Origin of the sequence: Rhizobium sp. YTUHZ044 (assembly GCF_051123975.1) — a bacterium.
GTDB lineage: Bacteria > Pseudomonadota > Alphaproteobacteria > Rhizobiales > Rhizobiaceae > Rhizobium.
Genome location: NZ_CP101426.1, coordinates 3,454,608 through 3,480,000, shown reverse-complemented (window position 1 = coordinate 3,480,000; position 25,393 = coordinate 3,454,608). Strand labels below are relative to the sequence as shown.

Genomic DNA, 25,393 nt, shown 5'->3' with positions numbered 1-25,393 from the left:
GCCTATTGGCTATTGCCTGATGCGTCGAAGGCGCCTCAGGTTTCCAAGCATTGTGATAAGGTATCTGCACCTGAATACATAGGGTGTAAGAAGCGAACGCAGGGAACTGAAACATCTAAGTACCTGCAGGAAAGGACATCAACCGAGACTCCGCAAGTAGTGGCGAGCGAACGCGGACCAGGCCAGTGGCAATTGTGATTAAAGTGGAACGCTCTGGAAAGTGCGGCCGTAGTGGGTGACAGCCCCGTACGCGTAGATATCATGATTGTCCTAGAGTAGGGCGGGACACGAGAAATCCTGTCTGAACATGGGGAGACCACTCTCCAAGCCTAAGTACTCGTGCATGACCGATAGCGAACAAGTACCGTGAGGGAAAGGTGAAAAGCACCCCGACAAGGGGAGTGAAATAGAACCTGAAACCGGATGCCTACAAACAGTCGGAGCCCGCAAGGGTGACGGCGTACCTTTTGTATAATGGGTCAACGACTTAGTGTAACAAGCAAGCTTAAGCCGGTAGGTGTAGGCGCAGCGAAAGCGAGTCTGAACAGGGCGATATAGTTTGTTGCATTAGACCCGAAACCGAGTGATCTAGCCATGAGCAGGTTGAAGGTTGGGTAACACCAACTGGAGGACCGAACCCGCATCTGTTGCAATAGATTGGGATGACTTGTGGCTAGGGGTGAAAGGCCAATCAAACTCGGAAATAGCTGGTTCTCCGCGAAATCTATTTAGGTAGAGCGTCGAGCGAATACCCCCGGGGGTAGAGCACTGGATGGGCTATGGGGACTCACCGTCTTACTGATCCTAACCAAACTCCGAATACCGGGGAGTACTACTCGGCAGACACACGGCGGGTGCTAACGTCCGTCGTGAAAAGGGCAACAACCCTAACCTCCAGCTAAGGTCCCCAAGTCATGGCTAAGTGGGAAAGGATGTGAGGATCCCAAAACAACCAGGATGTTGGCTTAGAAGCAGCCATCATTTAAAGAAAGCGTAACAGCTCACTGGTCTAAATAAGGGTCTTTGCGCCGAAAATGTAACGGGGCTGAAGCCATGCACCGAAGCTGAGGATGTGTAGCAATACACGTGGTAGCGGAGCGTTCCGTAAGCTGATGAAGGGAGACCCGTGAGGGCTCCTGGAGGTATCGGAAGTGCGAATGTTGACATGAGTAACGATAAAGAGGGTGAGAGACCCTCTCGCCGAAAGACCAAGGGTTCCTGCTTAAAGTTAATCTGAGCAGGGTTAGCCGGCCCCTAAGACGAGGCGGACACGCGTAGTCGATGGGAACCACGTTAATATTCGTGGGCCTGGTGGTAGTGACGGATTGCACAAGTTGTTCATTCTAATTGGATTGGATGGGCAGCGGAGCGGTTCCAGGAAATAGCTCCACCGTATAGACCGTACCCGAAACCGACACAGGTGGTCAGGTAGAGTATACCAAGGCGCTTGAGAGAACTATGTTGAAGGAACTCGGCAAATTGCACGCGTAACTTCGGAAGAAGCGTGACCCCATATGAGGCAACTCTTGTGGGGTGGCACAGACCAGGGGGTAGCGACTGTTTATCAAAAACACAGGGCTCTGCGAAGTCGCAAGACGACGTATAGGGTCTGACGCCTGCCCGGTGCTGGAAGGTTAAGAGGAGAGGTGCAAGCTTTGAATCGAAGCCCCAGTAAACGGCGGCCGTAACTATAACGGTCCTAAGGTAGCGAAATTCCTTGTCGGGTAAGTTCCGACCTGCACGAATGGCGTAACGACTTCCCCGCTGTCTCCAACATAGACTCAGTGAAATTGAATTCCCCGTGAAGATGCGGGGTTCCTGCGGTCAGACGGAAAGACCCCGTGCACCTTTACTATAGCTTTACACTGGCATTCGTGTCGGCATGTGTAGGATAGGTGGTAGGCTTTGAAGCGGGGACGCCAGTTTCCGTGGAGCCATCCTTGAAATACCACCCTTATCGTCATGGATGTCTAACCGCGGCCCGTCATCCGGGTCCGGGACAGTGTATGGTGGGTAGTTTGACTGGGGCGGTCGCCTCCGAAAGAGTAACGGAGGCGCGCGATGGTGGGCTCAGACCGGTCGGAAATCGGTCGTCGAGTGCAATGGCATAAGCCCGCCTGACTGCGAGACTGACAAGTCGAGCAGAGACGAAAGTCGGTCATAGTGATCCGGTGGTCCCGCGTGGAAGGGCCATCGCTCAACGGATAAAAGGTACGCCGGGGATAACAGGCTGATGACCCCCAAGAGTCCATATCGACGGGGTTGTTTGGCACCTCGATGTCGGCTCATCGCATCCTGGGGCTGGAGCAGGTCCCAAGGGTTTGGCTGTTCGCCAATTAAAGCGGTACGTGAGCTGGGTTCAGAACGTCGTGAGACAGTTCGGTCCCTATCTGCCGTGGGTGTAGGAATATTGACAGGATCTGTCCCTAGTACGAGAGGACCGGGATGGACATATCTCTGGTGGACCTGTTGTCCTGCCAAGGGCATAGCAGGGTAGCTATATATGGACGGGATAACCGCTGAAGGCATCTAAGCGGGAAACCCACCTGAAAACGAGTGTTCCCTATCAGAGCCGTGGAAGACGACCACGTTGATAGGCCGGGTGTGGAAGTGCGGCAACGCATGAAGCTTACCGGTACTAATAGCTCGATCGGCTTGATCGTTCTCATTGTTCATGCTCATCAGCCAGAGGCTGATGATGCCTGACCTTTGTCCTGACGCGCCAAGGGCGCTGCGGACGGCCCGCCAAACGATTGGCGACGGCCTCTGGCCTGTATGGGTGCCACAAGCACCCGCAGCCGGAAGAGATCCAAAAGACGTGTTCAAAAAAACAGGCCAACGCCTGCCAGCTTCTCAAATCAATAAGTTGCGCTTTGCCGACCTGGTGGTTATGGCGGGGTGGCTGCACCCGTTCCCTTTCCGAACACGGCCGTGAAACGCCCCTGCGCCCATGGTACTTCGTCTTAAGACGCGGGAGAGTAGGTCGCTGCCAGGTCTGCAAAACGCAACTCAGTTGATAAAAATCTTCTCTGAACAAACCCAAACGGCCAAGGCCGAAACAAAGGGCCGCTCACAAGCGGCCTTTCGTGTTATAATAGTTCCGCGGGGTGGAGCAGCCCGTTCGGCCTAAGATCGATCCACCGGATCGATCTCCAAACGGCCTCACCTCGTCAGGCTACGCCTGACATCGCTCCCGGGCACAACGTCCGGAATGAAATATCGCGGGGTGGAGCAGCCCGGTAGCTCGTCAGGCTCATAACCTGAAGGCCGCAGGTTCAAATCCTGCCCCCGCAACCAACGATCCCTGCGATCCCAATAAGCCCCCACCGTGGGGCTTTTTGCGTTTCTGGGCGCCGGAAACCGCAGCTTCTCCCATCAGTTCCTCAAGGACTGCCGTCTGTTCGAGGAAGTCCGGGTTCTTCTTGCCGCAGGCGAACGTCAGGATCGCCGCCAGATCGCCGCGCAGCACGATCGCCAGTTCATCGCCATTCGGCACCAGCTCGATCCGCTCGACGAGCGTGCGCAGCATCTGCGCTGCACGCCCCCGTGTCTCCTCGTTGCCAAGGTGGTCGTGAAGGGCAGCGATCTCCTCGTGGTAATATTTTGCGAGGTTGGGATGCAGCAGGGGAGGCGGCGCTTCTGTCGTCTCCAGCATCGAAGACAGCTCCCTCTTACGCTGTTCCAGACCCACCATCTTCTCGTTGATCCGGTCGGCGGCGCCGCCCTTCAGTATGAGATCGAGGAGCGTGTCGAGCTCGCGGTCGATGCGCTTGATCTCGACTTCAGCAGATTCGAGCGATGCTCGGGCTGCCATCCGGGCCTTGTTCACCTCACGTGTAAACTCGTCGCAAAAATCCTTGAAGAGTTCCGGTTCCATCAGGTGCTTGTCGAGCCCGTTCAGGATGCTCGCTTCCAGCGTGTCGCGGCGGATGTTGAGCCGGTTGTCGCAGGTGCCCTTCGTGCGGGCATTGGTGCATCCGAGGATGTCCCTGGAGATCATCGAATAACCGCCACCGCAGCAGCCGCATTTGACCAGACCGGTGAAGAGGTGTTTTGGGCGTCGGCGATCGTTCAGGCTCAAATTGTCGCCGGGACGCGCTCCTGGCTCCAGCGCGAGCTGAGCTTGCCGCGCTTTGACCGCGTCCCATAGATTTTGGTCGATGACACGGAGCTCCGGCACATCCTGAACGACCCAATCGCTCTCCGGATTGAGCCGCGACACGCGCTTGCCTGTATCCGGATCCTTCAGGTACCGGAGGCGGTTCCAGACCAATTTGCCGACATAGAGTTCATTGTTGAGGATACCGGTCCCGCGCTTCGGATTGCCGTGGATGGTCGACGACCCCCAATCGCTGCCCTGCGGACCCGGCACGCCCTCGCTGTTCAGCATCATTGCGATCGTCCGCGACGACTTGCCGGCAAGGTAGTCCACGAATATCCGGCGGACGATGTTGGCCTCGGCTTCATTGATCGTCCGCTCGCCGCGGCTGGCCTCTCCGGAAGACGCGTCAATCTGGCGGACGACGTCGTAGCCGTAGCAGAGGCCACCACCCGATTTTCCATCTTCCACCCGGCCGCGGAGGCCGCGGCGAGTCTTGTCGGCAAGATCCTTCAGGTAGAGCGCGCCCATCGTGCCCTTGAGACCGATATGCAGCTCGCTGACTTCGCCCTCGGAAAGCGTGACGATGCTGACGCCGGCAAAGCGCATGCGTTTGTAGAAGCCGGCAATGTCCTCCTGGTCGCGCGAAAGACGGTCAAGCGACTCCGTCAGGATGAGGTCGAATCGGCGCTTGAGACCGTCGGCGATCAATTCCTGCACGCCTGGCCGCAGCAACGACGCGCCGGAGATCGCCCGGTCCGTATAGCTGTCGACGATCGTCCAGCCCTCGCGCTCGGCGCGGGCACGGCAAATCCGCAACTGATCCTCGATCGAGGCGTCGCGTTGATTGTCGGAGGAGTAACGGGCGTAGAGTGCGACCTTCATGCGGCGATCTCCCTAATCCGGGAGGTGGTCGCGGGATGCGCGCTCCCGTTCGGCTTCGACGAATTTGCGCGCGGCGTGCCGCGCCAGCAGGCGGACGAAGTCGCGAAGGCGCGGATCGGGCTTTTCGGGATCGTAGGCCGGCATGCTTTCGGATGGTTCGAGAACCACCCGGACGCACCCAGCCGCGCTCCCTTTTCGTTTTGCCACAACGCAATCCTCGTCAGAAAACGGGTCGATCCGTTCCTGGCAAAGACTGGGGCGTCAGCCCTGAACTGTGAATGCGAATTCCCGGGCATTCTGGAAAACTCCGGCGCATAGCACTGATTTGCCCGCGTCTCACGCGCATTCGGGCGTAGTCCGTGCGGCGGAGACAGCAAGCTCGGGCGTAACCTTAGCGGAAAACCGCGACGGGCGAATCCCCCAAAGTCGATTTTTTCTTTCACTTTTTTCCACAAACAAGCCAACGGCGATCGGCCGAGTGGGGAGCCAAGGGGGCTTCCCCCTTGCTCCCCAGCAAACGCCGCCTGCGCATGGCAGGGCCGCCGGCTCGCAAGCCGGCGCAGGGCTACGATCCGCTTCTGTGTTCCGATCCGTCCCGCTCGGCCTCGCAGCCCGGCGATGCTCGCCGGCATTTGCCCCCTCCATCCCCGCGCGCTCACGCGCCCCCGGGAGGCATGTCGGGGACATGCCTCCGGCATTGACCAAGGAAAGGATTGGAACAATGGCAAGGACAGCGAAGAAGGCGAAGGCCGTCACGACCACGACGGCGGAAGATGTGGCAACGGACGAACACGTCCTCAGCATCGGAGAAGTATCGGCGGATGTGATCGCGGCTCTGCCCGCTCCAGAAAGCATTGCGGCGGAAGCCGTGGGCGGCGTGGAAATCCTGATCCCGCTCGACAGGCTCAAGAAGTCGCCCCGCAATGCGCGAAAGACCCCGCACAGCAACGAGACGATCGAAACCTATGCGGCGAGCATCGCCGCCAAGGGCATCTTGCAGAACCTCGTGGTCGAACCGGAGTTCGGCCCCGATGGTGAGCCGACCGGCTTCTACTTCGTCACCATCGGCGAGGGCCGCAGGTTGGCACAGGCGTTGCGCGCCAAGCGCAAGGAGATCGCGCCGGATGAACCGGTCCGCTGCGTCATCGACACGGCAAACGATCCCTTCGAAATCAGCCTGGACGAGAACGTCACGCGCAGCAACCTCCTGCCCGCAGACCAATTCGAGGCTTTCCGGGAACTTGCGGAAAACCGGGGTTGGGGTGCGGAAGAGATCGCCGCTCGTTTCGGCGTCACCGCGCATGTTGTCAAGCAGCGGCTGCGTTTGGGCGCGGTCAGCCCGAAGCTGATGCAGGTCTATCGCGAGGGAGGTCTCAACCTCGATCAGTTGATGGCCTTTGCCGTCACCGACGATCATGTGCGGCAGGAGCAGGTCTATGACAGCCTCGGTTATAACCGCGACGCCTATATCATCCGCCGGGAGTTCACCCGCACGCATGTGCAGGCGAACGACCGCAAGGCGATGTTCATCGGCGCGGAAGCCTATATCGAGGCGGGTGGCTCGATCCTGCGCGATCTCTTTACCGAGGATCGTGGTGGCTATTTCGAGGACGCCGCCCTTCTGGACCGGCTCGTTCTCGAAAAGCTGGAGAGCATCGCCGCCGATCTACGGGCGGCGGAGGGCTGGAAATGGGCGGAAGTCTTCATTGACTACCCGCATGCCCATGGCCTTCGCCGCGTCTATCCGCAGCCGGTTGACCTGTCGGCGGAAGACCTTGCTGCCCGCGAAGCGGCACAGGCAGAATTTGATGCTCTGACGGCGGAATGGGAGAACACCGATGAAGACCTGCCGCCCGATGTCGATCAGCGCTTCGCGGAGTTTGAAGCGGAAATCGAGCGCCTTGACGCCCGCCGGCATGCCTACGATCCCGAGGATGTTGGCTGCGGCGGCGCATTCGTCTCCCTCAACTATGAAGGCGCGGCCCGCATCGAGCGCGGCTTCATCCGGCCCGAGGACGAGAAGCCGGAACCGGAAGCGGACAGCATCGAAAATGGCGAAACCGTCATCGATGGCGTGCGCGTCAATGCGGACGGTGAAGTCATCGCGGAAAGGCAAGGGCAGGGCGGTGATCCTGCGCGGGAGGAAGATGAAGGTGATGCGGCGCAGCCGGTTTCCGATATTCTCACCCGCGACCTCACGGCGCATAGGACGCTTGGCCTTCGCCTTACGCTTGGCGAGCAGCCGGAAATCGCGCTGATCGCCGTGACGCATGCTCTTGCCGCCCAGACCTTCTATCGCGGCGTCGAGGCCAGCCCCCTCGAAATTCGGCCCATGAGTGCCGCGCTGTCCGGTCACGCGGATGGCATCGAGGATACGGCGGCGGCAAGGATGCTGGCGGATCGCCATGAGGGTTGGGCGACCGACATGCCGCGCGACGCGGCCGATCTCTGGGACTTCATCGCCGGGTTGGATCAGGTCAGTGTCATGGCGCTCTTCGCACATTGCGCATCCCTGACCGTCAATGCTGTCAAACAGCCATGGGAGCAGCGCCCGCGCGCGCAACATACCGTCAACAGGTTGGCGGCGGCGCTCGCTCTCGACATGAGTCAGCATTGGAGGCCGACCGCTCGCAGCTATCTGGGCCGCGTCACCAAGGCGCACATCCTTGCTGCCGTGCGGGAAGCTTGCGGTGACGAGGCGGCGGAGCGGATCGCGGACATGAAGAAAGCGCCGATGGCCGAGGCTGCCGAGCAGCTTCTCGGGGGTACCGGCTGGTTGCCGCCGCTCCTGCGGACTGCGCATCCCGCCATGCCAACCTTGCAGGAAGACAGCATCGCGGATGCCGATGCGTCTCACTCGGATTTTGGTGGGGACGTTGATCCCTTCGAAGCGGAGGCATGGGAGGAAGGCCCCGGCCACGGGCATGCCGAAGATGACGGCATGGATGACGGGGCCGGCTTCTCCGAAGCCGCCGAATGAACAGGGCGAGGCCGGAGCCACAGCGCTCCGGCCCGCTTCTGCCGATCAAGAAAATTTGCGGCCGCGCCACGAGGGCGCGGCCGTGACCTCGACGCGAACACGATCATCACGTCTGTCGAAACGTGGAGGCTGCAGGTCGCCGCTCGTACATCGTGAGAGAGTGAGGACAGGCCATGACCCCGATCATCCTTCTGGCTGTCGCGCTCTGCACCGCGCTATGTGCGCTCGCCTTCGTGCTTGCGACGCATGCCTTGCCGTTCATGGCTGGCCTTGCCGCCTTCCGCCTTGCGCACGCATGCGGCGCAGGAGTGATGATCGCTGGCGTCGTCGCCATTGCCGCCACCATTCTATCGTTTGCACTGTTCGTCTGCCTCCGGGAGGTTCTACGGAACCCAACTGCAAGGCTGGTCCTAGCCGTAGCTTATGCCGCGCCTGCCGCTGTAGCCGGGTATGCGCTGATGCACGGCGTCATCGGTGCTGCGCCTGTGACGGAACCCGCGAGGCAATTCCTCGGCATTGCCTGCGGCGCAGTCGTCGGCTTCTCGGCGGCGGCGCGGCTCGCCCAACCGAGGTGAAGCCGCCCCGGCGGACCTGCTGACCCTGCTCAACGAGGGCATGGGGGCCGTCCTAAAGAGCTACGAAATCGTGGAAACGGTGGGTCAGCGGCGGGGGCTTGTCGTGCCGGTGGGCCCGTCGGTGCGAGGCCGGCGGTGACGTCAAACGCAACAACGCAGCACCGCACCGGCCTGAGCAGCTAGTCCGGTGCCTCTGTACGAGCCATCCATGCAAGTTCAGCGGAAACGGCGAATCGTCTGGCTTGGTGGGATGGGCTGTAGTGATCATGCCGGTGAGCCCTACCAGCTCGCCCGGAACGCGGTGAAACGCCAGAACAACAAAGGTCCGGAGCATCACTCGCACTTTATTGATCGGCGGAAAACGTTCCCAGGCCCGAAATGAGACCGAGACCCTGTTGCGCCGCGGGCCCGGCAAGCCTTTGTATACGGGGAAGTAAGGGCGCCGATCGTAGCCATGACGCGGTTGCCCTCTTTCCACTGAAAAAGATCACGCCCAACGCGAACTCGATTGATCTGGCCTGACCGAAGACCGGCGGCGAAATCGCCGCCTCGATCTCAAGTCCGCAACGTCCGCCATCCGCTTTTTTCCGCCGCCGGCTTGATGGCCGGCTTTGCATCGCGAAATCAAAAAAGCGGCTGTCGGCCGCCCTTCATTCCATTCCGGCCCAAGGGTGCGCCCCGATCGTCTCCGGTCCAACGACCGTCATCGAGATCGCGATGGGCGCGATCCGATCAGCAAAAGGACAGCGCATCATGGCTACCATCGGCACCTTCACCCGCACCGAGAACGGCTTCAACGGCTCGGTCAAGACCCTCACCCTCAACGTCAAGTCCGTGAAGTTCGTGCCCGCCGAGGGCGACACCGAAAACGGCCCGGACTACCGCGTGTTCGCGGCGGCCGTCGAGTTCGGAGCGGCATGGAAGAAGCAGTCCGACAAGGGCAATTCTTACCTCTCCGTCAAGCTAGACGATCCGAGCTTCGCCGCCCCGATCTACGCCAGCCTGGTCGAGACCGAAGGCGACGAACTGGCCCTCATCTGGTCACGGCGCCGCGCCAGCAACTGAGAACTGCAGGAGGGTCCCGCCGACGGGACCCTCTTCTCCATCAGAAGGGCTTGCGCCGAATAGCCGGTAACGCCGCTCGCCAGGCCGACCTTGGCGCCCTCCGAAACGGTTTTGATCAGTTCACTGATACCTTCGGGATATAGCCGAGCTGGTTCAACAAAGTATGCAGGACCCGCATCTGCCCATGCATCTCCATGGCGGCCTCGACATAGGCGAGATGCTGAGTGCCTCCGCTTGTTTTTCCCTCATGAGCATCGGGCAACAGCTCCCAGAGCTGTTGGGCTCGCTCAACGCGCTGCCTGTGAGAGCGGATGGCGTCGACGGTCAGGGTCTCGAGTTCACCGCTCGATATTCCTCTCGTCAAACCGATGACCGCCGGGATTTCAAATGACTTGTTTCTGTTCACGCTCATGACTCCGAATGATTGGCCGTCGGTACGGCACGTCTGTTCCGACTCCCGGCATTCAATCGACAAATTCCATCGAGCGAAATGTGCAGATCTGCATAGCGGGGTTGGACGTGTCGCCCTGATTTTCCGATTGCCAGAGACTTCCCATCGACGCTCGACGGGACGCCATTCGCAGTATTCTCCCCGCGCACAAGTCCACAGTTTCACCTCACCGCCGGCGTCCGGTGCAAGCGGGGCCCCGGGGACGAGACGTGGAGGCGGCTTGGCAGAGGCGCACTGACTGCCGCTCAATCCGGCTTCGCGCAAGCGCTCGCACAAGGCCAAACTGTCACACCAATAATACGAGATCATGTATATATATTCGTTCACGGATTGCAGTGTAACCAACGGAGGGAGAGGGCGATGGGATTTCTGCAGATTGCGAGTTGGAACATCGAACATCTGAGCGGGGCGCCGCGTGCCGATCGCCGACAGAGTGCCTTTGCGCTCGCCGACCACATCGAAATGTCCGGCATCAACGTCATTGCCCTTCAAGAGGTGTACCTAACTCCAGGAGACGAGGAAGTAAGGCTGGGGCCAGGGCAACCGACAATACCGAGTCGAGCAAGAACGGAACGCCGGAACGCCGATCTCGATGTGGTCTGTTACCTGCTCGAAGAACACCTTGATGATCCTTGGGCCTACGAAATCGTACCCAACCGGCAAGCAGGCGACCGGTCGCAGCTGTGCGCTGTCATGTAGGCCGGCGCCGATCCACGGCGCCAGCTCAGCTCAGATACTTTGAAATCCATGCCCTTACCAACTCGGAGTAGGGTTCCTTTGGGTCAGCCAAACGCTTTAGCTGTGCCAGCGTGTCTCGCTTGAAGCCTTCGATGCGGCTCTTGATTTTTGCATTGAATGCGATGTCGTCGCGGAGTTGCTGTGCCTGAGGTGCCGCCGCTCCTCCAAGTTGGGCGGTCTTGCGAGCCGTTTCGCTGTCGATGTCCTCTATGATCTCGGCAAGGCCGATACTGAGTTCCAAGATGAACTCCAGGTCGCGCAACACTTTCGTCCGAGCCTGGACTAGGCTCAAACGATTGAGCCCGTACACCTGGATGGACACGAGACCCATGGGGCTGACCCCGGCCTGGGTAGCGAGGGCAACAAGATCACCGGGCTGGCCGTTCGGCGGCTGACCGAGCGCTGCCGGCGTCGCCAACTTCGGCAACACGAGTCCGATAAGATTGTCGCGATCGATGTGAAAGCTCAGATGCTCGCGTGGGTCGTCACGCGTAGGGTCCAGCAACAGCCGTTGTTCAACAAGCAGATTGTCTCCCGGACCACGGGCGCGCCCCGTTTCCGTCGCGAGCGGAAACGCCGAGGATTTGCCCAAGGACATTTTCCTGGTTCGATCGAATTCCCCGCTTGATAACAGCTTGACGATACTACCGACGAGAGCGCTCGGCGCCTTCTGCTCGCGCCTTCGATTGCAATCGATGCAACTGGGCAGTAGGTTGTGCCAGTCCATCGCCAGCCAGTAGTAGCCGCGATGACCGGCCACGCCCTCGACCTCGCCTTTGGGACGGTAATGTTCGACGTCAACGGGCTGTGTGCTTCCGTAAAAGCTCTCACAGTAAGCACATTTACCGTGAAAAAGCCGCTCGAGTTCGGATTTGACGGCGTTCTCTTTATAGCGCGCGAATTCGAACGTTTTTGCCGCATCCGGTCCGTTCATGTGCTCGATGACGCGATCAAGTTCAGTCTTACCGGCCTTGTCGGGTTTGTGCAGGATGGAGGGCTCCGTACTCTGCGAACGGTCGACGCGCCTCATCCGAGCAGGTCCCCAAGATAAGATTTGACTGCAGTCTTCGCGCGCTCGCGCTTTTCCTCATTGCTGCTCTTGTCCCGTACCCTGCGGCTAGCAACATATTCCGCCACCGCCTCTTGCACGAGCCTACTCACCTCGGTCTTTCCATAGGGCAATCCATTGCTGATCTCGTCGCGAAACGCGCGAAGAATCGTTTGCTCCCGTTCCGACAAGCGCCAGCGCTCTTCCCTTGTCCGGAGAAATTCTTCTTCCTTCTTGAGGATCGCTGGCACCTCAGCGAATGTCGTTTCGATGCGGCGGTCGTCGGTGGAGAAGAGCTGAAAGATGTCTGACGTGAGGAGTTGGTCGATCGTCAGGTTTTCGATGTTTGCGAAGTCGCTGATCTGCTCGACCACTTCATTCATGTTGCTGTCGGCCCTCTGGTCGCGGTTGCGGTAACGGTTCAGCATCATCACCTCTCCGGCGAACATTCCCCTGAGACAGAGCGGGTCGTGGCTAGTGAGGATGAATGTCGAGCGCGGTAGGGCGCGGCGCAATCCCGAGACGATCTGCATTTTCCAACGTGGATGCAGGTGGGCTTCGATCTCATCGATCAGGATGATGGCGCGTGCGTGGCGCGCCGCTCGGGGATCGTAGTTCGATAGCTCGAGCAGCCTTGAGAAGATGTCGCAGACCACAGCAAGAACGGCTCGATAACCGGACGAGACCACGCTCAGCCGCTGCCTCAGAAGTCCATCTGGATTCTTGCGTTCAATGTTTATCGCGCAGTATTCCCGCCCCTCCTGGTCGCGTCCCACCTCGATGTTTCGGAAATGACCGTCGATCTGGATGATGTGGCGAAGTGCGCTGACAACCTCGTTAAGCGACTCCGGAGACCGCTTGGATAGTCCGATCAGCCAGGGCTCCGGATTCGAAATCACCTGGTCCCGTCTGAACAGTGTGTCGATATGGCGAACCACGTCGTCGCGCTGTTCTTTGTCGAACAGCCTGTGGGCGCCATAGGCGAAGACAAGAGGATGATGGGCAGCGGAGTCGTCGCTGAAGATGCCGTTCGACCGGTCGAGCACGAGCTTCAATGTTGGGGCATCATTGTGGAATTCCACCTCGATCGATCCGCGATCTATCGGGTCATGGCCGGCACTTCCCATGTATTCGGGGTCCAGGAGAAGGTCGGCAGGACTTTCCTGCAGCTGATTGCGCAGGGCGGTTGGAATGCAGGTCAGCGCAATCGCCTCAAGGATGCTGCTCTTCCCAGTCGCATTTTCACCCAGGATCAACAGGCATGGAGCATCCGGCACATCGGTGAATTCGTTGGGCACCGACATAGCGACGGCCACTTCCGGCATCTGCGCCTTCATGCTGAAATCAATTGATTCCAACGATTTGAAATTCTGGATGCGGACGTGCTTGATACGTGGTTGATTAAGGTCGACTTCGGGTTTGGGAAGCTTTTCTTCAATAGCCACGGGATGCGGGAGTCCGCGATTCTCGTCCTGCCGACGGACTTCCTCGATGGCGCTGAAGATGATCGGATAAGCATCGCCGTCGCGCCATAGCCGCGCAATCGCTGAACCGATCGCTGACGGCGCAAGGTTGAGCTTTCGCTTCGTCTGCCGTCGGATCTCGCGGCCAATGCGCGACGTCAAAAGATAGGCTGCGCTGGGATATGGAGCGGACGATTGAAGCGACGGATAGGAATGGTCGCTTGAGGGGCGGGCGAGCAATTCCTTGATCAACTGCGTCAGGAAATGCCCGCGCTCTTCAACGAGCGCCGGTCTGTTCAAACTGAAATGGGCAATCGTCGGGTCGGCGCGTCTGCTTCCGGTGAGGCGCCCATCCAAGCGGATCTGGAACGCTTGTGTGATCCGCCTTTCACCCGGGTAATACAGGACGGGGTCTTCGTCCAGATCAAGCGCGGGCCCTTGGAACGCGTCGAATTCCTGGCTGAACTCCGGTATCTCAGCCCGCTTGCCGATCACGGGAAAATAGTTCTTCCGCGACGGCGTGCACTCATCGCAGATCGGAAACAGGTTTTCCCAGTGAAAGGCAAGCCACAAATAGCAGGACTTCGTTGTGGCTCCTCCATCAGAAAGCGCGTGAGCAGGCGGACGAAAGCGGTAGGGCGCAAGCCTTGAAGCCATCTGTTCGCAGAAGGCGCAGCGACCATTGCTGAGTTCCATCAGGCCTGAAGTCACATCGGGTTCGAGCGGATATTTCCAAACATTGGGAACGTCCGTCTGGGCACTTTCGAGCGCGTCTCGCGACAGATACCGTTGGATATCACGCTTCAACTCCGCCACTTTGCCTTCAATTAGCGAGCGCGGATGAAAATCGCCCCTCCGGGCATGATCAAAAAAAAGCACAGTAAATCCCCCTTCGCGAAACCGTCGGTGCGTCAGCAAAAGTCTTACTAATACTTCTCTCCGCCGGTTGACTCCTAGTCGCGCCTAGGTTGAAATATGACTAAATGTGAGAAATACGCAAGGCGGCAGAAATTCCTCAAGAAATAGTAACGTTGGCCTAACGCGCGGGTCCGAACATGGATGATGAAGCTTCGACGGCAGGTGAGAATCCGAACTTGGACGAGCGGGAAGCACCCGCGAAAAAACCAGCCCGCCGAGGAGAGCGGGCGGGGCGTCAGGCGATCGTTCTCGTCCACGGCATGGGCGAACAAATTCCAATGGATACCATCAAGGGGTTTGCCAGGACCATCTGGCGCGGCGACCTACCGTGGTCGACTGTTCGTGATGACGCAGACGACATTTGGAGCAAACCCGACCCGAAGACCGGCTCGCTCGAACTGCGCCGGTTGACGACCCGCAAGACCGCCGAAGGGAAGAACTACCCCAAAGGCGTGCGCACGGATTTCTACGAACTCTATTGGGCTGATCTCACGGCCGGGTCGACCTGGGAGCAGTTCGTCTCATGGGTGCGCTACCTGCTGTTTCGACACCTATCCAAAGTGCCGGTTCCGGTGCGTCCTGCCTGGTTTTTGCTCTGGGCTCTCTCCATCTTGGCAGCGGGGTTGGCGTTGTTATCAGTTCTGCCGGAATCGCTCTGGAGCACGATCGGCCCAGACTGGGTTCGCGCGGTCGTTCTGGCTGCCGTAGCCGCGCTCACGACGATAATCCATCAATTGGCCACGAAGTCATTCGGGCGGGTGGTGCGTTATACAAGAGCGCAACCCGACAACATTGCCGCAAGAGCCGCGGTGCGAGAGCGTGGGCTGGAGTTGCTGCGAGCGCTGCATAGGGACGACAAGTACGATCGCGTTATCCTCGTCGCGCACAGCCTCGGTACGATTCTGGCATACGACCTCATTTCCTATTTCTGGGCCGAACGAGAGGAGGCGCGAACATTCCAGACGAACTCCGGCTCATTCGCCGCGCTTCAGAGACTGGAAATGGCAGCCGCTGCATTGGATGCCGTCATCATCAAAGAGCGGCCCGGGGGCGTGCATGATCGCCTGACGCTGGAACAATGCCAAACAATTCGCAAGAGCGAGGAGTATTCAAGGTTTCGCCAAGCGCAGGCCGAGCTGCGTCGGGCCATGCGCAATCCAAGTCGACCATCCGCCAACTGGCTGATCAGCGACTTTCTCACGCTCGGAAGTCCGTTGACGCACGCGGAATTCCTATTGGCGCGCGACTGGCCGGACCTCCAGGCGCGGCAGAGGCAACGTGAGTTGCCGACCTCTCCCCCCGTCCGAGAAGATCTCGAGCCGCGAACGCTTGCGATCGCCAAGAAGATCGGCGGCTTTCCCATCGAAGAGCCAGAGGACGACACCCGTCTGCTTTCGTTTCCGACCTGGAAAAGCCCGCCACAGTGGTCACTCCACCACGGCGCGTCGTTTGCCGTCGTGCGCTGGACGAACATTTTTGATCGCAGCCGCCATGTCTTCCAAGGAGATCTTATCAGTGGCCCGCTCGGCCCTTCATTTGGTCCGGCCATTGACGACATTGACCTTGCAGATATTGATCGACCGTCGACGAGGTTCACACACACGCGCTATTGGCTAGAGAGTGCACCACCTGCACGACTGAGGGCGCTGCGAGAGGCGATGAACATTCTCGATGATTAGCACGCCGGTCGGCGGGAAGCTCGACGATTGCTTTCTGTTGTGACCGGAGCGGATGTGGCTGCCGGAGACGTGCACCGCACAATCCCATGAAAATCGCTTTGTCATCTGATTGGCATCGCCTCTGTTAGACAACACTCAAAGCCGGGGAGCCAAGGGAGACTTTCCCCCTTGCTCCCCGCAAACGCCGCCTGCGCATGGCAGGCCCGCCGGTTCGCAGGACTGACGACGGTCATCACTTCCCATTGTTTTCACCTGGTCCCGCTCACGCTGGCGGCCCGGCCATGCTCGCCGGCATTTGCCCCCTCCATCCCCGCGCGCTCGCGCGCCCCCGGGAAGCATGTCGAGGGACATGCCTCCGGCATTAACGGGAAAAGGAGCAAGGACATGAACAGCATGAGCAATCAGCAGGTCGGGCAGGGGTTCAAGGTGGACATCTCGCGCGGCGAGCGGATCGGCCGGGTTTCGTCGGAATGGTTTTCGCGGCCGGATGACGAGCGCTATCTGTCGCTGACGGAGCTTTACGATGCCGTGAAGGCAAGGGCGGATCGGGCCACGGCCCGCACAGTGGAAAGCCGCGCCGTGCGCGTCGAAGCCAGCCGCGACAATGCCGAGAGATTGGCGCTTATCGTGCCCGGACAGGACGAACCCGTTGCGCCCACCCATTGGAGCTTTGGCCAGCTTTGCAGTCTCGTCAGCGCGCCGGCAACCTACATGCGCCAGCTTCCCGCGCCATTGGCGGGCATCAACCTGCAGCACTGCTTGCTGTCGCACCGAGCCGAACTCATCAAGACGCTTGAAGCGGAAGACGGCCGCGTCGAGTTGCGCGCCGTAACCGGCCCAGACTATGGCCGCATCTGGGATCATGAACTTGTCTCAGCCGTGATGAAGATCGCAGGCGACGGCGTCGGCGATACGATGTGGAAGGTGCCGGGCGTACTGGATTGGGGGACCATGACGCACAATCCCTTTGTGGACGTGACGAAGGACACCACCACGCTCTACGCCAGCGACCGCGACGTGTTCCTGTTTCTCGTGGATGACACGCATCCGATCGAGGCAGGACGCCTCTCGAACGGAGAGCTGGACTTGTACTTCCGGGGTTTTTACGCATGGAACAGCGAAGTCGGCAGCAAGACGCTCGGCATCGCGAGCTTCTATCTGCGCGCCGTCTGCATGAACCGCAATCTGTGGGGCTGCGAGAATTTCGAGGAAATCACCATCCGGCATTCGAAGTTCGCGGCGCAGCGGTTCGCCCATGAGGCAGCCCCCGCCCTGCGCTCGTTCGCCAATTCGTCCCCCGCGCCATTCGTGGCCGGCATCAAGGCGGCGCGGGAGCGGATCGTTGCCTATACCGACGAGGACCGGCAGGTGTTCCTGCGCAAGCGCGGTTTCAGCAAGGCGGAAACCGGAAAGATCATCGATGCCGTCTTGGCCGAGGAAGGACGCCCGCCCGAAAGTATCTTCGATTTCGTGCAGGGGATGACGGCGCATGCCCGCACCAAGTCGCATCAGGATGCGCGGCTTGGTCTCGAAGGGAAGGCGAAGACGCTGCTTGATCGGGTTTGATGGAAAACGGACCGGAAGCGAGGGAGGATTTCGCTTCCGGTCCGGCTGCCCGCCGCGCGTCAAGTCGACGCGCTGGAACCTGCCGTATTCGCCACAAGCCGTGAACCCATCTTTCCGGCATAGCGATATTCCCACTTTGGTAGTGCGCTCGCCGGGCTGCGCCCGGCTCGCATTTCCGACGCACAAACTTCCCACCGGGTGACTGGCCATCCGGCCGAATACCTAATATATTGGGTGGTAGTATATTGGGTATCTGGCGACTCCTTGGCTATGAGCCTGAGGGAGAGAGTCGCCAGAAACCTGCGCCGTGTCCGACATGAGAAGTCCATGTCGCAGGAAGAGCTTGCCCATCGTGCTCATGTCAATCGCAACTATGTCGGCATGCTGGAACGCGAAGAATTCGCGGCGTCGGTCGACATTCTCGAAAAGCTCGCAACCGCTCTGGGCGTTGATCCAATCGAGTTCCTGCGCGACGAGTCCTGAAGTAGGCCTATCTGCTCCTCCGAAACATCTTAGAACCGGGGCGCAGGCAGACCCGATCTGGTCTTGCGGGAACGCCCTGCTTGTGAAACTCTTAAATCCGGTCGATGGGGCAGAACCGGAATGAAGCAGGCGCCCCGCATGGTGAGGATCGATCGATGAGCAAGCCCTTGCGCGAGGACGGCCCGCCGCTGACCGACCGGGTCAACGACTATGACGAGGCGCATTTTTCGACCTATCTGCGCTTGCTCGACGCAGACGCGGAGGGCGCCGATTGGCGTGAAGCCGTGCAGATTATCTTCGGCCTCGACCCGGACGCCAATCCCGACCGCGCCAGGCGCATCCATGAGACGCATCTCGCCCGCGCCCGGTGGATGACGAAGGAGGGGTACCGGCACCTGCTTGACGGCCGGACGCAATGACGTTCTGAAACGTCACGTTGTCGCCATCTTCCATATGCCCGTTTGGAGCGTGTTCCGTAACCGCGCCATTCCGAATTTGAGGGTTGCCGCCTTTGGACCCTGCGTGAATACATGAGTGCTACTCTCATGTTGCTTCGCAGGGGACTTGCTGATGGAACCATTAGAGGATTGGCGCTCGCCGAAGTTTGAAGAAGAACTGGGGCGGCTGGATCGGGGCGAGCTCAGCTTCGAGTTCCTGCGCCGCAACGATGAGTACCGGGCGCATTACAAGGCGGTGACGGATGAACGCAGCAAGGGTACGGCCGCGCTGATCGCAGCCAGGGAGGGCCTGACCCGGCAGTGGGGTCTCACGTTTTCCGGTTGATCCCTACCGACCCGCCACGCAATCCAATCCCATCTGGCTACCGCAGTTCTTTCCCGCGACACTGATCATCATGCCGGCGCCACCGGCCTTCGAAGGTTGCCTTTCCCTCGAGCCGGACGCGCTGCCGGCCGAAAACGTGATGAAGGCTGACGGGTTTCACGTCAGCATCCGCGATGTCGACGCGCTTCACCGGCTGTGGTTTCCAAACGGCGAGGCGCCGCTCAAGGCCGCCGTTCTCATCCCGCTCGATCCCCATCTTCCCGAGCGTCTCGCGAGCCTGCAGCGATGGCATCGCTGGCTGTCCGAGCAGTCGGCCGGTCCGCCGCCACGGTGGCAGCGGTTCTCTCCCTATCGCATTCATCGCTTCAGCCTGATGCTGCGCGCCTGGGACGGGGTCGCCAAGGGATCTTCCCGGCAGGAGGTTGCAAGCGTCCTCTTCAATCCGGCGCTCGAGAAACTGCGCTCGCTCGACTGGAAGAACCGCCCGGAACGGCGGCGCCTGCACCGTCTGCTCAAGGCCGCTGAGCAGCTGATCAAGGTCGGCTATCGCCGGCTGCTCAAGCCCGACTCCGAATAAGACGATCCTCCGATCTGACGCGACCAGACCGTCCCTTCGTCGTGCCGTCGATGGGGGGACACTCACTGGAGCGCGCGAATTTTGTCACTCCGCCTTGCCCGCTGATCTTCGCCATCCTCGCAACCGATCCGCCCGTTCCGCGGCGGTCGTGACGGAGGCCCAAGATGCAGCAGAAAACCGATTCCAGTTGGCCGCGTTTCGTGCGCACACCCGAAGCCGCCCGCCTGCTCGATCTTTCTCCCCGTACATTGGAAAAGCACCGCTGCGAGGGTACCGGCCCGATCTATCGCAAGCTTGGCGGCCGCGTCGTCTATTCGGTCGCCGATCTTGAGGCATGGGTTGAAGCCGCCGCGCGGCATTCGACCTCCGAGGCGGCCAAGGCGCGAGCGACACCGGCCCTCATTCCCGCTGTCGGTACGGCGCGATAACCGGTGTGGTTTCTCCCATGACGACGCATCGGACATACCAGGGACAGCAGCTCGAACTCTTTCAGGCTCGCGGAGGGGATATCGCCGCTCGGGATGCGCAGGACCTCATGTCCTGGCCGTTCTTCTCGCTCGCCAAGTCCCGCCGTATTCGGCCGATCGATTTCAAGATGGGAGACGTTGCCATCCGCGTGGAGGCAACCGCAGAACATGGCATGGCGACGATCTGGGACGCAGACATCCTGATCTGGGCGGCCTCGCAGATCGTCGAGGCGCGCGACAAGGGCCTGCGCACGTCCCGCTTCATGTCAGCCACCCCCTACGAGATCCTCACCTTCATCAATCGCGACGATTCCGCCCGCAGCTATGAGCGGCTGAAGGCGGCGCTCGATCGGCTGCAGTCGACAACCGTCGTCACCTCCATTCGCCAGCCGTCGGAGCGGCGGCGCCATCGCTTCTCCTGGATCGCCGAATGGAAGGAGCGGCTGGACGAGAAAGGCCGGCCGCTCGGCGTCGAGCTGATCCTGCCGGACTGGTTCTATGCCGGCGTTCTCGACAACGCGCTGATCCTGACCATCGACGCTGCCTATTTCGATCTGACCGGCGGCCTGGAGCGCTGGCTCTATCGTCTGGTGCGCAAGCATGGCGGCCGTCAGTCCTGGGGCTGGAGCTTCGATCTCGAGCATCTGCATCTCAAGTCCGGCAGCTTGTCGCAGTTCCGCCGCTTCCGCTTCGAGGTGCGGGCGATCGTCGCTCGTCAGCCGCTGGTCGGTTACCGGCTGGCGATGTCGATCGATCCGGACGGACGAGAGCGGCTGACCTTCCGTCCGGTGTCGCCGGAAAGAGCCGCTGCCAAACCCATGCGACGGGTGGCGCCATGACGGTCCGCTCTTTCGATCTCGCGTGCTGTGGACAAGGTGTGGATGGGCCCGTGCTATCGGGAACGCCGAAACCCGTGCTATCAGGGACGCGATCCCCGTGCTATCGGGAACGCAAATGGGGCGTAACCCATTGGCGTATCAGGTCCAATTCGGCCCCCTCTAACTTACCTAACACAGAATCCTTCGGATTCTGCCTAACGCACCCCCGCAAAACCGCCGCTGTGGACCGGCCGATCGCAGGCCGATCCGGCCCGTTGCGCCACCCGCCCGTGCCGACGTCGGAGGCGCGCCATGACCACGCTTGAGAGGCCGGACAGCTTTCCCGCCGATGCGACCGTGGTGGAACTCACCTGGCGAAAGGGCAGGATCGAGCACTGGACCCGCTTCGGCGACATCATCGCCGAACAGCGGATCGGCCGCGAGAGACGCATCGTCGGCTTCGCCCCCGGCAGCCTCTTCGCCTTCGTCCGCTGGGCCGCCAACGACTATGGTACGGTGATCTCGCGCATCGACATCGTCCGTGCCGTTCGCCCCGGCGAGCGCTATCAGACGCTGCCCTTCGTCCGCCCTGGCGGCGACATCCTGCTTAGGCTCCACGGCTGGCCGAAGGTCGAAACCGTGCTCTTCGCCATCGATGCGATCGAGGCGCTCGGCATCAAGCCCACGCAAGTTTCGCCGGACCATTGGCGACATCTTCATCACCGTCTCAGCGTCAACGAACCTTTCCACGCCTATTCGCGCGATCAGCATCGCGCCTGGTTGAAACGGGCGGCTCTTGGCGATCCCAGTGACGAAGGAGAGCCCCGATGACGCGCTTCGCCTGGATCATCGCGACCTATGTTTCGGCTCTCTTTGCCACCGGCCTGATCTTCTTCGATCCGCCAAAGCGGCTCGTCTGGAATGCCTCGGCCAGCGCGCCGATCGGGCTCTATCGGATCGAACCGGTCGACCAGCTTGATGTCGCCGATCTTGCCGTGGTGATGCCGCCCGACACGCTCGCGGGCTTCCTCGATCAGCGCGGCTACCTGCCGAAGGGTGTGCCGCTCATCAAGCGCGTGCTGGCGCTCCCGGGGACCAAGGTCTGCCGCAACGGCGGGGCGATCAGCGCCTATGACATGGTCTATGGCCACGCGCTCGACCGCGACAGCCGGGGCCGTCCGCTACCCGTTTGGCAGGGCTGCATCACGGTCGAAAAAGGCCAGGCCTTCTTCATGAACTGGGACGTGCCCGACAGTCTCGACGGGCGGTATTTCGGCGCGCTTCCGCTTGCAACCGTTATCGGTCGCGCGATCCCCCTGTTGACCGATGACGACCCATCAACATCCCCTCCCACGATCCAGGAAAGGAAAATCCCATGACGCAGATTGGCACCTTCACGCGCAAGGAAGACGGCTTCTTCGGACGCATCCGCACACTCACCCTCGATATCGAAGTCACCATTCTCCCGGCCGAAGAATCGGACGTAGAGAATGCACCGAACCACCGTGTCTTCGCCTCCGGTTTCGAGGTGGGCGCTGGCTGGGACCGCACTGGCGAGCGCGCCGGCAGCTATCTCTCGGTCGCCATCGACGACCCCTCCTTCGTCGAGCCGATCCGCGCCCGCATGTTCGAATCAGACACAAAGAAGGATGTCTGGAATTTGCACTGGACGCGCAAGACCCGGCGCGACGAACAGGGCTAAGTCATGCGCGACAATCGTTCCCGCGACTCTTCATGTCCAATCCCCTTGATCGATTGCATGGCGATCAATCCCCTCGACCCGATCGCCCATCGGACAGCCGTCGCGCGCAGCGAAGGTCAAGGGCGGCGGCCAATTTTCCGGGACGCGAACATGCCTTCCGGCGATGCCCGTCCGGAAAATTTGAGGCGCCGGCGAAGCCTTGCCCTTGAGCGCAGTGAGCACGATGGCAGGCTCGCGGAGTCTGTCGAGACGAGCTACCGCGCTATCATGAATGCGATCATCGCGTTGCCGGTCGCACTCGCGATTATCGTGTCGCTACCCCGTATGGCATCAGCCGACCCGCCATCCAGCGAGCGCTTCGCCTACGCTTTGGCTGTTCCCGATCCGCGCGATCCCTATGCCGGGTTCATCACGGAAGCCGCCAGGCGGTTTGCCATTCCGGAGCGCTGGATCCGCGCCGTCATGCATGCCGAAAGCAGCGACGATCCCGGCGCGATCTCGCCGAAAGGTGCGACGGGCCTGATGCAGATCATGCCGGCGACATGGGAGGAATTGCGCGCGCGTCACCACCTCGGCGCGGATATCTTCGAGCCGCGCGACAACATTCTGGCGGGCGCAGCCTATCTCGCCGAGTTGCACGATCTCTACGGCTCGCCCGGCTTCCTCGCCGCCTACAATGCCGGTCCGGCCCGCTACGAAAAGCACCTCGTCACCGGCAATCCGCTGCCGCGTGAAACGATCGAATACATGGCAAAACTCGTACCGATGATCGACACCGAAGCGGTGCCAGTTTTGTCGATCGCCGCGCGTTCACGGCGCGATGAATGGGCCGATGCACCGTTGTTCTTCGCGCAAACGATGGACGCCGAGAAAGCGCATAAGAGCGGGACTGACGGGCATCCGAAAGCTTCGGAGAATACCGCGGCGATCGTCGATCTTTCGGCCCTAGCACCGGCCTCCGAGGGCATCTTCGTGCGGGGCGGGACTGACGAGGAGCGCCAGCCATGAGGAGCGTCTTCGCGTGCCGCAGCGAACTGGATCGTAGCAACTGCGGAAGCGGGCGGGGGAGCCGAGGAGGCAACCGGGGAAGGCAAGATAAAAGCCGCACCTCGCGGTTTGGATGGTCGGTTGTTTTGTTTGAGGATTTTGGTCTCTCCCGCACATCGTGGGCGCAAGATGCGATGTGTGCGTCCCTGGAACCTACAGCAAAAACAATGATACCTGCACATCGCATCGGATCCGTGCATGAACCGGGATGACGACTTCCGAGTCCGCCTTGGTCGCATCCGTTCCTCCAGAAGCCAGCGCGTAAAACCCTTTATCGCCCAGGCACTGGCAGCCGTCGAAAAAGCCGGAGGCCGTGTCTCTCGCTCCGGCGCAGTCGCGAAGGTCAAGGCTCGAAGCCCGAGCTTTGCGCGCGGCCGGGTCGCAAGCATCCGCGCCAACCGACTGATCGGCACTCGTACGCGGCTTTGCACGGTCAAGGCACGCGTGGTGCGCAACAGGGTCAACACGGCGCCACTATCGCGCCATCTCGACTATCTTCGCCGCGATGGCGTGACTCGCGACGGTGAGAAGGCCCGGCTCTTCGGCCCGGACAGTGATCATGTCGATGCGAAGGATTTTGCTTCACGCCTGGGAGACGATCGGCACCACTTCCGCTTCATCGTCTCGCCGGAAGACGCCGTCGACCTTGAAGACCTCAAGCGCTTCACGCGCGACTTGATGCGTCAGGCCGAGCAGGATCTCGGCACCAGGCTCGATTGGGTCGGTGTCGACCACTGGAACACCGATAATCCGCATGTCCATGTCATCCTGCGCGGCCGCACAGACAATGGACAGGATCTCGTCATTGATCGCGACTATATCCGCTCGGGCCTGCGCGACCGCGCCCAGGATCTCGTCACGCAGGAGTTAGGTCCGCGCACCGAGCGCGACATTGCCCGCGCGCTCAACGCCCAAGTCGAGGCCGACCGCTGGACAGCCCTCGATCGCCAGCTTTCTGCTGACGCCGGTCGAAACGGTATCATCGATATCGCGCCGTCGCCGGAGCAGCAGCCGGATGCTTACCAGATCCAGAAGGTCGGGCGGCTTCGCTATCTTGAGCGTCTCGGCCTTGCCCACTCCATCGGCGGCGGCCAGTGGGTTCTGGCTGACGACGCGGAGGCAACGCTTCGCGCGCTTGGAAGCCGCGGCGACATCATCAAGCGGATGCATCAGGCACTAAAGGCCCAGGCGATTGAACGAGCGGCCGCGGATTATGTCTTGACAGGCGACGCTCATTCTTCGCCGATCATCGGCCGCCTTGTTGAGCGCGGTCATGACGACGAGTTAGAGGGCTCGGCCTTTGCCGTTGTCGACGGCGTGGATGGCCGCGTTCATCACATCCGCTTTGTCGACCTGGATGCGACGGGTGATAGTCAGCCCGGCTCGATCGTCGAGCTGCGCCGATTTGAGGACGTACGGGGGGGCAAGAGGGCGGCCCTTGCCGTCTGCTCGGATCTCGCACTCGATGCACAGGTCACAGCCGAGGGCGCCACGTGGATCGACCGGCAACTGATCGGCGGTCAGACATCCGCACTTGGGGGCGGCTTTGGCCTCGAGGTGCGCCAAGCCATGGAAGCGCGCACCGAGCATCTGATCGAAGCGGGCCTGGCCCATCGCGAGGCAGGCCGAGTGATCTTTGCCCGCAGTCTTCTCGCCACCATGCGAGAGCGGGAGGTCGATGCGCTCGGCGAGAAGCTTTCCCAGGAGACGAGCCTGCCGTTTCAGAAATCGGGGCAGGGCGAATATGTGGCCGGAACCTATCGCCAGCGCTTCGCGCTCGCTTCCGGCCGCTTCGCGATGGTCAACGACGGGCTTGGCTTCAGGCTCGTGCCTTGGATCCCGTCCATGGAAAAGCATCTCGGCCAACACATCTCCGGCGTCGCCCGTACCGATGGCGGCGTCGACTGGAGCTTTAACAGCAAGCGTGGCCTCGGCCTTTGACCGCAGCGCTCAAGTTTTTTTGCGATGCGCTTCGCTCGCCTGCGAAAGCCGTTTGCGTGCGCGTTGCAACGGCCGCGGGCCTGAGTTTCCACTGCAAGCTTGATCATC

At 60.8% G+C, this 25,393-nt stretch carries 21 protein-coding genes, 1 tRNA gene and 2 rRNA genes (1 of these 24 running past the window's edge); 20 read left to right on the top strand and 4 right to left on the bottom strand.

What is annotated here, in order from left to right:
• The 3 genes from NL154_RS17210 to NL154_RS17200 form a co-directional block, all read left to right on the top strand.
• Positions 1-2,663 (top strand): 23S ribosomal RNA (locus NL154_RS17210) (it extends 216 nt beyond the left edge of the window).
• A gap of 217 nt (positions 2,664-2,880) precedes the next feature.
• Positions 2,881-2,995: ribosomal RNA gene (rrf, locus tag NL154_RS17205) — 5S ribosomal RNA — on the top strand.
• A 225-nt stretch (positions 2,996-3,220) separates the two neighbouring features.
• A tRNA-Met gene (locus NL154_RS17200) sits at positions 3,221-3,297 on the top strand.
• Here the strand turns inward: NL154_RS17200 and NL154_RS17195 are convergent.
• Positions 3,254-4,984 carry a recombinase family protein gene (locus tag NL154_RS17195; RefSeq protein ID WP_434734111.1) on the bottom strand — a complete coding sequence of 577 codons (1,731 nt, stop codon included), beginning with the start codon at positions 4,982-4,984 and terminating at the stop codon, positions 3,254-3,256. The two genes, NL154_RS17200 and NL154_RS17195, sit on opposite strands and share 44 nt — an antisense overlap.
• 721 nt (positions 4,985-5,705) lie before the next feature.
• Here NL154_RS17195 and NL154_RS17190 point away from each other — a divergent pair.
• The 3 genes from NL154_RS17190 to NL154_RS17180 all read left to right on the top strand — a co-directional run bounded on the left by NL154_RS17190 (position 5,706) and on the right by NL154_RS17180 (position 9,604).
• Positions 5,706-7,964, top strand: coding sequence for a ParB N-terminal domain-containing protein (locus tag NL154_RS17190; protein ID WP_434733105.1), 2,259 nt, complete (start codon positions 5,706-5,708; stop codon positions 7,962-7,964).
• Positions 7,965-8,137: 173 nt separating this feature from the next.
• On the top strand, positions 8,138-8,539 hold the full coding sequence (locus NL154_RS17185) for a hypothetical protein (protein ID WP_434733104.1): 402 nt from the start codon (positions 8,138-8,140) through the stop codon (positions 8,537-8,539).
• Between the two features lie 753 nt (positions 8,540-9,292).
• Positions 9,293-9,604, top strand: a complete 312-nt coding sequence (locus tag NL154_RS17180) for a DUF736 domain-containing protein (RefSeq protein WP_373968755.1) — start codon at positions 9,293-9,295, stop codon at positions 9,602-9,604.
• Positions 9,605-9,719: 115 nt separating this feature from the next.
• On the opposite strand, the gene NL154_RS17175 is transcribed toward NL154_RS17180, so the two are convergent.
• Positions 9,720-10,010: a transcriptional repressor TraM gene (locus NL154_RS17175; protein WP_434733103.1), complete on the bottom strand. Its 291-nt coding sequence runs from the start codon at positions 10,008-10,010 to the stop codon at positions 9,720-9,722.
• A 405-nt stretch (positions 10,011-10,415) separates the two neighbouring features.
• Here NL154_RS17175 and NL154_RS17170 point away from each other — a divergent pair, with 405 nt between their 5' ends.
• Positions 10,416-10,754: a hypothetical protein gene (locus tag NL154_RS17170; protein WP_434733102.1), complete on the top strand. Its 339-nt coding sequence runs from the start codon at positions 10,416-10,418 to the stop codon at positions 10,752-10,754.
• Positions 10,755-10,779: 25 nt separating this feature from the next.
• Here NL154_RS17170 and NL154_RS17165 read toward each other — a convergent pair whose 3' ends face one another.
• The gene (locus NL154_RS17165; protein ID WP_434733101.1) at positions 10,780-11,823 is read right to left on the bottom strand and encodes a hypothetical protein; all 1,044 of its coding nucleotides are present in this window, start codon (positions 11,821-11,823) and stop codon (positions 10,780-10,782) included.
• Positions 11,820-14,183 (bottom strand): AAA family ATPase, encoded by a 2,364-nt coding sequence (locus NL154_RS17160; protein ID WP_434733100.1) that lies wholly within the window; start codon positions 14,181-14,183, stop codon positions 11,820-11,822. The genes NL154_RS17165 and NL154_RS17160 overlap by 4 nt, the downstream gene beginning before the upstream one ends.
• 176 nt (positions 14,184-14,359) lie before the next feature.
• Here NL154_RS17160 and NL154_RS17155 point away from each other — a divergent pair, with 176 nt between their 5' ends.
• The 13 genes from NL154_RS17155 (at position 14,360) to NL154_RS17095 (ending at position 25,285) form a co-directional block, all read left to right on the top strand.
• Positions 14,360-15,901: a hypothetical protein gene (locus NL154_RS17155; protein WP_434733099.1), complete on the top strand. Its 1,542-nt coding sequence runs from the start codon at positions 14,360-14,362 to the stop codon at positions 15,899-15,901.
• Between the two features lie 384 nt (positions 15,902-16,285).
• On the top strand, positions 16,286-17,467 hold the full coding sequence (locus NL154_RS17150) for a DUF932 domain-containing protein (protein ID WP_434733098.1): 1,182 nt from the start codon (positions 16,286-16,288) through the stop codon (positions 17,465-17,467).
• Positions 17,468-17,794: 327 nt separating this feature from the next.
• Positions 17,795-17,950 (top strand): helix-turn-helix domain-containing protein, encoded by a 156-nt coding sequence (locus tag NL154_RS17145; protein WP_434733097.1) that lies wholly within the window; start codon positions 17,795-17,797, stop codon positions 17,948-17,950.
• A gap of 155 nt (positions 17,951-18,105) precedes the next feature.
• Positions 18,106-18,369: a DNA -binding domain-containing protein gene (locus NL154_RS17140; RefSeq protein WP_434733096.1), complete on the top strand. Its 264-nt coding sequence runs from the start codon at positions 18,106-18,108 to the stop codon at positions 18,367-18,369.
• A gap of 151 nt (positions 18,370-18,520) precedes the next feature.
• A complete protein-coding gene (locus tag NL154_RS17135) occupies positions 18,521-18,733 on the top strand; it encodes a transcriptional regulator domain-containing protein (RefSeq protein WP_434733095.1) in 213 nt (70 codons plus the stop codon).
• Positions 18,734-18,803: 70 nt separating this feature from the next.
• The gene (locus tag NL154_RS17130) at positions 18,804-19,310 is read left to right on the top strand and encodes a DUF2285 domain-containing protein (protein ID WP_434733094.1); all 507 of its coding nucleotides are present in this window, start codon (positions 18,804-18,806) and stop codon (positions 19,308-19,310) included.
• Positions 19,311-19,474: 164 nt separating this feature from the next.
• Positions 19,475-19,738, top strand: coding sequence for a helix-turn-helix transcriptional regulator (locus tag NL154_RS17125; protein ID WP_434733093.1), 264 nt, complete (start codon positions 19,475-19,477; stop codon positions 19,736-19,738).
• Positions 19,739-19,755: 17 nt separating this feature from the next.
• On the top strand, positions 19,756-20,616 hold the full coding sequence (locus NL154_RS17120) for a replication initiator protein A (RefSeq protein ID WP_434733092.1): 861 nt from the start codon (positions 19,756-19,758) through the stop codon (positions 20,614-20,616).
• A gap of 291 nt (positions 20,617-20,907) precedes the next feature.
• Positions 20,908-21,426 carry a DUF2840 domain-containing protein gene (locus NL154_RS17115; RefSeq protein ID WP_434733091.1) on the top strand — a complete coding sequence of 173 codons (519 nt, stop codon included), beginning with the start codon at positions 20,908-20,910 and terminating at the stop codon, positions 21,424-21,426.
• Positions 21,423-21,974 (top strand): S26 family signal peptidase, encoded by a 552-nt coding sequence (locus tag NL154_RS17110; RefSeq protein WP_221147836.1) that lies wholly within the window; start codon positions 21,423-21,425, stop codon positions 21,972-21,974. Before NL154_RS17115 ends, NL154_RS17110 begins: the two co-directional genes overlap by 4 nt.
• A complete protein-coding gene (locus tag NL154_RS17105) occupies positions 21,971-22,297 on the top strand; it encodes a DUF736 domain-containing protein (protein ID WP_434733090.1) in 327 nt (108 codons plus the stop codon). Before NL154_RS17110 ends, NL154_RS17105 begins: the two co-directional genes overlap by 4 nt.
• A gap of 57 nt (positions 22,298-22,354) precedes the next feature.
• Complete coding sequence (locus NL154_RS17100) at positions 22,355-23,305, top strand: lytic transglycosylase domain-containing protein (RefSeq protein WP_434733089.1); 951 nt, start codon at positions 22,355-22,357, stop codon at positions 23,303-23,305.
• Positions 23,306-23,542: 237 nt separating this feature from the next.
• The gene (locus tag NL154_RS17095; RefSeq protein ID WP_434733088.1) at positions 23,543-25,285 is read left to right on the top strand and encodes a relaxase/mobilization nuclease domain-containing protein; all 1,743 of its coding nucleotides are present in this window, start codon (positions 23,543-23,545) and stop codon (positions 25,283-25,285) included.
• Positions 25,286-25,393: the final 108 nt, after the last annotated feature.

What these genes read in the sequence shown, in the direction of transcription:
- NL154_RS17195 (WP_434734111.1), bottom strand. Translation starts at nt 4,984, where the DNA reads ATGAAGGTCGCACTCTACGCCCGTTACTCCTCCGACAATCAACGCGAC.
- NL154_RS17190 (WP_434733105.1), top strand. Translation starts at nt 5,706, where the DNA reads ATGGCAAGGACAGCGAAGAAGGCGAAGGCCGTCACGACCACGACGGCG.
- NL154_RS17185 (WP_434733104.1), top strand. Translation starts at nt 8,138, where the DNA reads ATGACCCCGATCATCCTTCTGGCTGTCGCGCTCTGCACCGCGCTATGT.
- NL154_RS17180 (WP_373968755.1), top strand. Translation starts at nt 9,293, where the DNA reads ATGGCTACCATCGGCACCTTCACCCGCACCGAGAACGGCTTCAACGGC.
- NL154_RS17170 (WP_434733102.1), top strand. Translation starts at nt 10,416, where the DNA reads ATGGGATTTCTGCAGATTGCGAGTTGGAACATCGAACATCTGAGCGGG.
- NL154_RS17165 (WP_434733101.1), bottom strand. Translation starts at nt 11,823, where the DNA reads ATGAGGCGCGTCGACCGTTCGCAGAGTACGGAGCCCTCCATCCTGCAC.
- NL154_RS17155 (WP_434733099.1), top strand. Translation starts at nt 14,360, where the DNA reads ATGGATGATGAAGCTTCGACGGCAGGTGAGAATCCGAACTTGGACGAG.
- NL154_RS17150 (WP_434733098.1), top strand. Translation starts at nt 16,286, where the DNA reads ATGAACAGCATGAGCAATCAGCAGGTCGGGCAGGGGTTCAAGGTGGAC.
- NL154_RS17145 (WP_434733097.1), top strand. Translation starts at nt 17,795, where the DNA reads ATGTCGCAGGAAGAGCTTGCCCATCGTGCTCATGTCAATCGCAACTAT.
- NL154_RS17140 (WP_434733096.1), top strand. Translation starts at nt 18,106, where the DNA reads ATGAGCAAGCCCTTGCGCGAGGACGGCCCGCCGCTGACCGACCGGGTC.
- NL154_RS17135 (WP_434733095.1), top strand. Translation starts at nt 18,521, where the DNA reads ATGGAACCATTAGAGGATTGGCGCTCGCCGAAGTTTGAAGAAGAACTG.
- NL154_RS17130 (WP_434733094.1), top strand. Translation starts at nt 18,804, where the DNA reads ATGCCGGCGCCACCGGCCTTCGAAGGTTGCCTTTCCCTCGAGCCGGAC.
- NL154_RS17125 (WP_434733093.1), top strand. Translation starts at nt 19,475, where the DNA reads ATGCAGCAGAAAACCGATTCCAGTTGGCCGCGTTTCGTGCGCACACCC.
- NL154_RS17120 (WP_434733092.1), top strand. Translation starts at nt 19,756, where the DNA reads ATGACGACGCATCGGACATACCAGGGACAGCAGCTCGAACTCTTTCAG.
- NL154_RS17115 (WP_434733091.1), top strand. Translation starts at nt 20,908, where the DNA reads ATGACCACGCTTGAGAGGCCGGACAGCTTTCCCGCCGATGCGACCGTG.
- NL154_RS17110 (WP_221147836.1), top strand. Translation starts at nt 21,423, where the DNA reads ATGACGCGCTTCGCCTGGATCATCGCGACCTATGTTTCGGCTCTCTTT.
- NL154_RS17105 (WP_434733090.1), top strand. Translation starts at nt 21,971, where the DNA reads ATGACGCAGATTGGCACCTTCACGCGCAAGGAAGACGGCTTCTTCGGA.
- NL154_RS17100 (WP_434733089.1), top strand. Translation starts at nt 22,355, where the DNA reads ATGGCGATCAATCCCCTCGACCCGATCGCCCATCGGACAGCCGTCGCG.
- NL154_RS17095 (WP_434733088.1), top strand. Translation starts at nt 23,543, where the DNA reads ATGAACCGGGATGACGACTTCCGAGTCCGCCTTGGTCGCATCCGTTCC.